This window comes from Pseudomonas sp. (assembly GCF_050739655.1).
GTDB lineage: Bacteria > Pseudomonadota > Gammaproteobacteria > Pseudomonadales > Pseudomonadaceae > Aquipseudomonas.
Genome location: NZ_JBOIBY010000064.1, coordinates 1 through 4,142, shown reverse-complemented (window position 1 = coordinate 4,142; position 4,142 = coordinate 1). Strand labels below are relative to the sequence as shown.

The following is a 4,142-nucleotide window of genomic DNA, read 5'->3' as shown; positions in this document are numbered from 1 at the left end:
GCATCTGACAGACCGCATTCGCGAGCAAGCCCGCTCCCACAGGTACAGTGCCAGTCGCGGGAATCAGAATGGTCTTTATAAGAGCTTTCGCACCCGCGCCACTGGCGCTATCCTTGATTCATCACTATTGCCCCAGGGCGGCTAAATACGACCTTGAACGCACCCATAGAACCACATCGTTTTATTCTCGAGCCCTTTGAAGCTCACCGTTTCGCCAATCTGTGCGGGCAATTCGATGAGCATTTGCGCTTGATCGAAAAGCGCCTGACCATCGAGATCCGCAACCGCGGTAATCAGTTCGAACTGATCGGCGAGCGCAAACACACCACCTCCGCGGAAAACCTGCTGCGCCGCCTGTACCGGGAAACCAAGGGAACCGAGTTGTCGCCGGACCTGGTTCACCTGTTCCTGCAGGAATCTTCCGTCGAAGCGCTGGACAACCACTCCCCCGCCGAAGCCTCCGTCGCCCTGCGCACAAAAAAAGGCATGATTCGCCCTCGCGGCTTGAATCAACTGCGCTACGTGAAGGAAATCCTCGGTAACGACATCAACTTCGGCATCGGCCCGGCCGGTACCGGCAAGACGTATCTGGCTGTCGCCTGCGCGGTGGATGCGCTGGAGCGCGAGCAGATTCGCCGCATCCTGCTGGTGCGCCCGGCGGTTGAAGCGGGTGAAAAACTCGGCTTCCTGCCCGGCGACCTGTCCCAGAAAATCGACCCGTACCTGCGCCCGCTCTACGACGCGCTGTATGAAATGCTCGGCTTCGAATACGTCGCCAAGCTGATCGAGCGCCAGGTCATCGAAGTTGCGCCACTGGCTTACATGCGTGGTCGTACGCTGAACAACAGCTTCATCATCCTCGACGAAAGCCAGAACACCACTGTCGAACAGATGAAGATGTTCCTGACCCGGATCGGCTTCGGCTCCACGGCTGTCATTACCGGTGACATCACCCAGGTCGACCTGCCTCGCGGCACCAAGTCCGGCTTGCATCACGTGATTGAAGTGCTCAAGGACGTACCGGGCATCAGCTTCACCCACTTCCAGCCCAAGGACGTCGTGCGCCATCCGTTGGTGCAGCGGATTGTCGAAGCCTATGAGCGCTTCGAAACCAAAGCGGCCGACGATGCAGCCGCCAAGGAAAGCCGCCGCGATGCTTGAGCTTGACCTGCAAATCGCGACCGAAAAGTCCGCGCCATCTGAAGCCGAATTCCGCCAATGGTGCGAGCTGGCCCTGCGCCAGCGCACTGCCGACTCCGAAATGACCATCCGCCTGGTCGACGAGGAAGAAGGCCGCGAGCTCAATCACACCTGGCGGCAGAAAAATTACGCCACTAACGTCCTGTCGTTTCCTGCAGATGTGCCGGACGAGTTTCTCGATATCCCGCTGTTGGGCGATCTGGTGATCTGCGTGGCCGTGGTCGAGCGTGAAGCTGCCGAACAAGGCAAGTCACTCAAGGCCCATTGGGCACACCTGGTGATTCACGGCTGCTTGCATCTGCTCGGTTACGACCATATAGATGACGATGAAGCCGAAGAGATGGAAGCACTGGAACGAACGTTGCTTGCAGAACTGGGCTTTCCCGATCCGTACGCGGACGACGAAATCGATGCACCCCTTACCAAAACAACAAAGGATTCAGAGTAATCGCTATGAGCGAAGATCGATCGAGCAACGGGCAGAAGTCTTGGCTGGGTAAGCTCACCCAGGCTTTTGCCCACGAGCCGAAAAACCGCCAGGAGCTGCTGGAGCTGCTGCGCGATGCACACCAGAACAAACTGTTGGACAGCGAAGCGCTGGCCATCGTCGAAGGCGCCATCCAGGTGGCTGACCTGCAAGTACGGGACATCATGGTCCCGCGCTCGCAGATGATCAGCATCAAGGCGACCCAGACACCTCGCGAGTTCCTGCCGGCCGTGGTCGACTCGGCCCACTCCCGCTACCCGGTCATCGGCGAAAGCCACGATGACGTGATGGGCGTGTTGCTGGCCAAGGACTTGCTGCCGTTGATCCTCAAGGAGAACGGCGACAGTTTCAACATCAAGGACCTGCTGCGCCCAGCCACGTTCGTGCCCGAATCCAAGCGCCTGAATGTGTTGCTGCGCGAGTTCCGCGCCAATCACAACCACATGGCCATCGTCATCGACGAGTACGGCGGCGTGGCGGGCCTTGTGACCATCGAAGACGTGCTCGAGCAAATCGTCGGCGACATCGAAGATGAACACGATGTCGAAGAAGACAGCTACATCAAGCCGCTGCCCAGCGGTGACTTCCTGATCAAGGCACTAACGCCGATCGAGAACTTCAACGAGTTCTTCGACAGCGAATTCTCCGACGACGAATTCGACACCGTTGGCGGCCTGGTGATGAGCGCGTTCGGGCACTTGCCAAAACGCAACGAAATCACTGAAATCGGCACCTATCGTTTCCGCATCCTGAATGCCGACAGCCGTCGGATTCATCTGCTACGACTGACGCCTATCGCCCGGTAAACATTAAGGATAGAAATGCGCTGGACAACCCGCCCCGGCTGGCCCGGTAACCTGCTGGCCGTGGCGGCCGGTGCAATCACCACCCTGGCCCTGGCGCCGTTCGATATCTGGCCGCTGGCATTGCTGGCGGTCGGGCTTTTCTATGCCGGCCTGCGTGAGCTGACGCCCCGCCAAGCCCTGGGTCGTGGCTGGTGCTTCGGCTTCGGCCTGTTCGGTGCTGGCACCAGCTGGATCTACTACAGCATTCACCACTTCGGTGGCGCGTCCGTGCTGCTGGCCGGCTTCCTGATGCTGATTTTCACGGCGGCGATTGCCTGGTTCTTCGCCTTGCCCGCCTGGCTTTGGGCACGCTGGCTACGGCGCAACGAAGCCCCGCTGGCCGATGCCTTGGCTTTCGCGGCATTGTGGGTCGGCCAAGAGGCATTCCGCGGCTGGTTCCTGACCGGTTTCCCGTGGCTGTATTCCGGTTACAGCCAGCTCGACGGCCCATTGGCCGGGCTCGCCCCCGTCGGTGGGATGTGGCTGATCTCCTTCACGCTGGCCCTGACCGCCGCCCTGATCTACAACGGCATGCGTCTGGCCCGCACTCGTCGCAAAGGCTTCATCGTGATTGGCGCCCTGTTGCTGGTCGGCCCGTGGATTGTGGGCATGGCACTGAAGCAGCATGCGTGGACCTCCCCGTCCGGCGCCCCGCTAAGTGTCGCAGCGATTCAGGGCAACATCGAACAGAGCATGAAATGGGACCCGGAGCAGCTCAATTCGCAACTCGCGCTGTATCGCGACATGAGCCTGGCCTCCAAGCGCGTCGACCTGCTGATCTGGCCGGAAACCGCAGTCCCCGTACTCAAGGAGTCCGCCCAGGGCTATCTGGACATGATGGGCAAATTCGCTGCTGATCGGGATTCAGCCCTGATTACCGGTGTGCCGATCAGGAAAGTCGTCCATCAAGAGAAGCGCTTTTTCAACGGCATTACCGTGGTTGGCGAAGGCGACGGTACCTACCTCAAGCAAAAACTGGTGCCGTTTGGCGAATACGTGCCCCTGCAGGACGCGCTGCGAGGACTGATCGCGTTCTTCGACCTGCCGATGTCGGACTTCGCCCGCGGCCCGGCCGATCAGGCGATGTTGCAAGCCAAGGGTTACCAGATAGCGCCGTTCATCTGCTACGAAGTGGTGTATCCGGAATTCGCCGCAGGGCTGGCGGCACAAAGCGACCTGCTGCTGACGATCAGCAACGACACCTGGTTCGGTACATCCATCGGTCCACTGCAGCACTTGCAGATGGCACAGATGCGCGCACTGGAGGCCGGCCGCTGGATGATCCGCGCCACCAACAACGGCGTCACGGGCCTGATCAACCCGTTTGGCCAGATCACCGAACAGATCCCGCAGTTTGAACGCGGCATCCTGTACGGCGAAGTGGTACCGATGCACAACCTGACGCCTTATCTGCAATGGCGCTCGTGGCCGTTGATCATTGTCTGCGTGCTGTTGTTTGGCTGGGCGCTGGTGGCGAGCCGGATGGCGAAAACCGTCTAAAAAGATCGCAGCCTGCGGCAGCTCCTACACGGGATTTGTATTCACCTGGTAGGAGCTGCCGCAGGCTGCGATCTTTTGATTTTCATCGGTAAAAAAGCGAATACCCAACC

Annotated in this window: 4 protein-coding genes; all 4 read left to right on the top strand. The window is 59.7% G+C overall.

The genetic code is table 11. From position 1 onward, the window contains the following. The first annotated feature begins 153 nt into the window (after positions 1-153). The 4 genes from ACRESJ_RS03525 to lnt are packed head-to-tail and all read left to right on the top strand — an operon-like array spanning position 154 to position 4,032. Positions 154-1,161, top strand: coding sequence for a PhoH family protein (locus ACRESJ_RS03525; RefSeq protein WP_431756662.1), 1,008 nt, complete (start codon positions 154-156; stop codon positions 1,159-1,161). Next, positions 1,154-1,648, top strand: a complete 495-nt coding sequence (gene ybeY, locus ACRESJ_RS03520; protein ID WP_431756661.1) for an rRNA maturation RNase YbeY — start codon at positions 1,154-1,156, stop codon at positions 1,646-1,648. The genes ACRESJ_RS03525 and ybeY overlap by 8 nt, the downstream gene beginning before the upstream one ends. Before the next feature lie 5 nt (positions 1,649-1,653). After that, complete coding sequence (locus ACRESJ_RS03515; protein WP_128606005.1) at positions 1,654-2,493, top strand: HlyC/CorC family transporter; 840 nt, start codon at positions 1,654-1,656, stop codon at positions 2,491-2,493. Positions 2,494-2,508: 15 nt separating this feature from the next. Beyond that, the gene (gene lnt, locus ACRESJ_RS03510) at positions 2,509-4,032 is read left to right on the top strand and encodes an apolipoprotein N-acyltransferase (RefSeq protein WP_431756660.1); all 1,524 of its coding nucleotides are present in this window, start codon (positions 2,509-2,511) and stop codon (positions 4,030-4,032) included. Positions 4,033-4,142 lie beyond the last annotated feature (110 nt).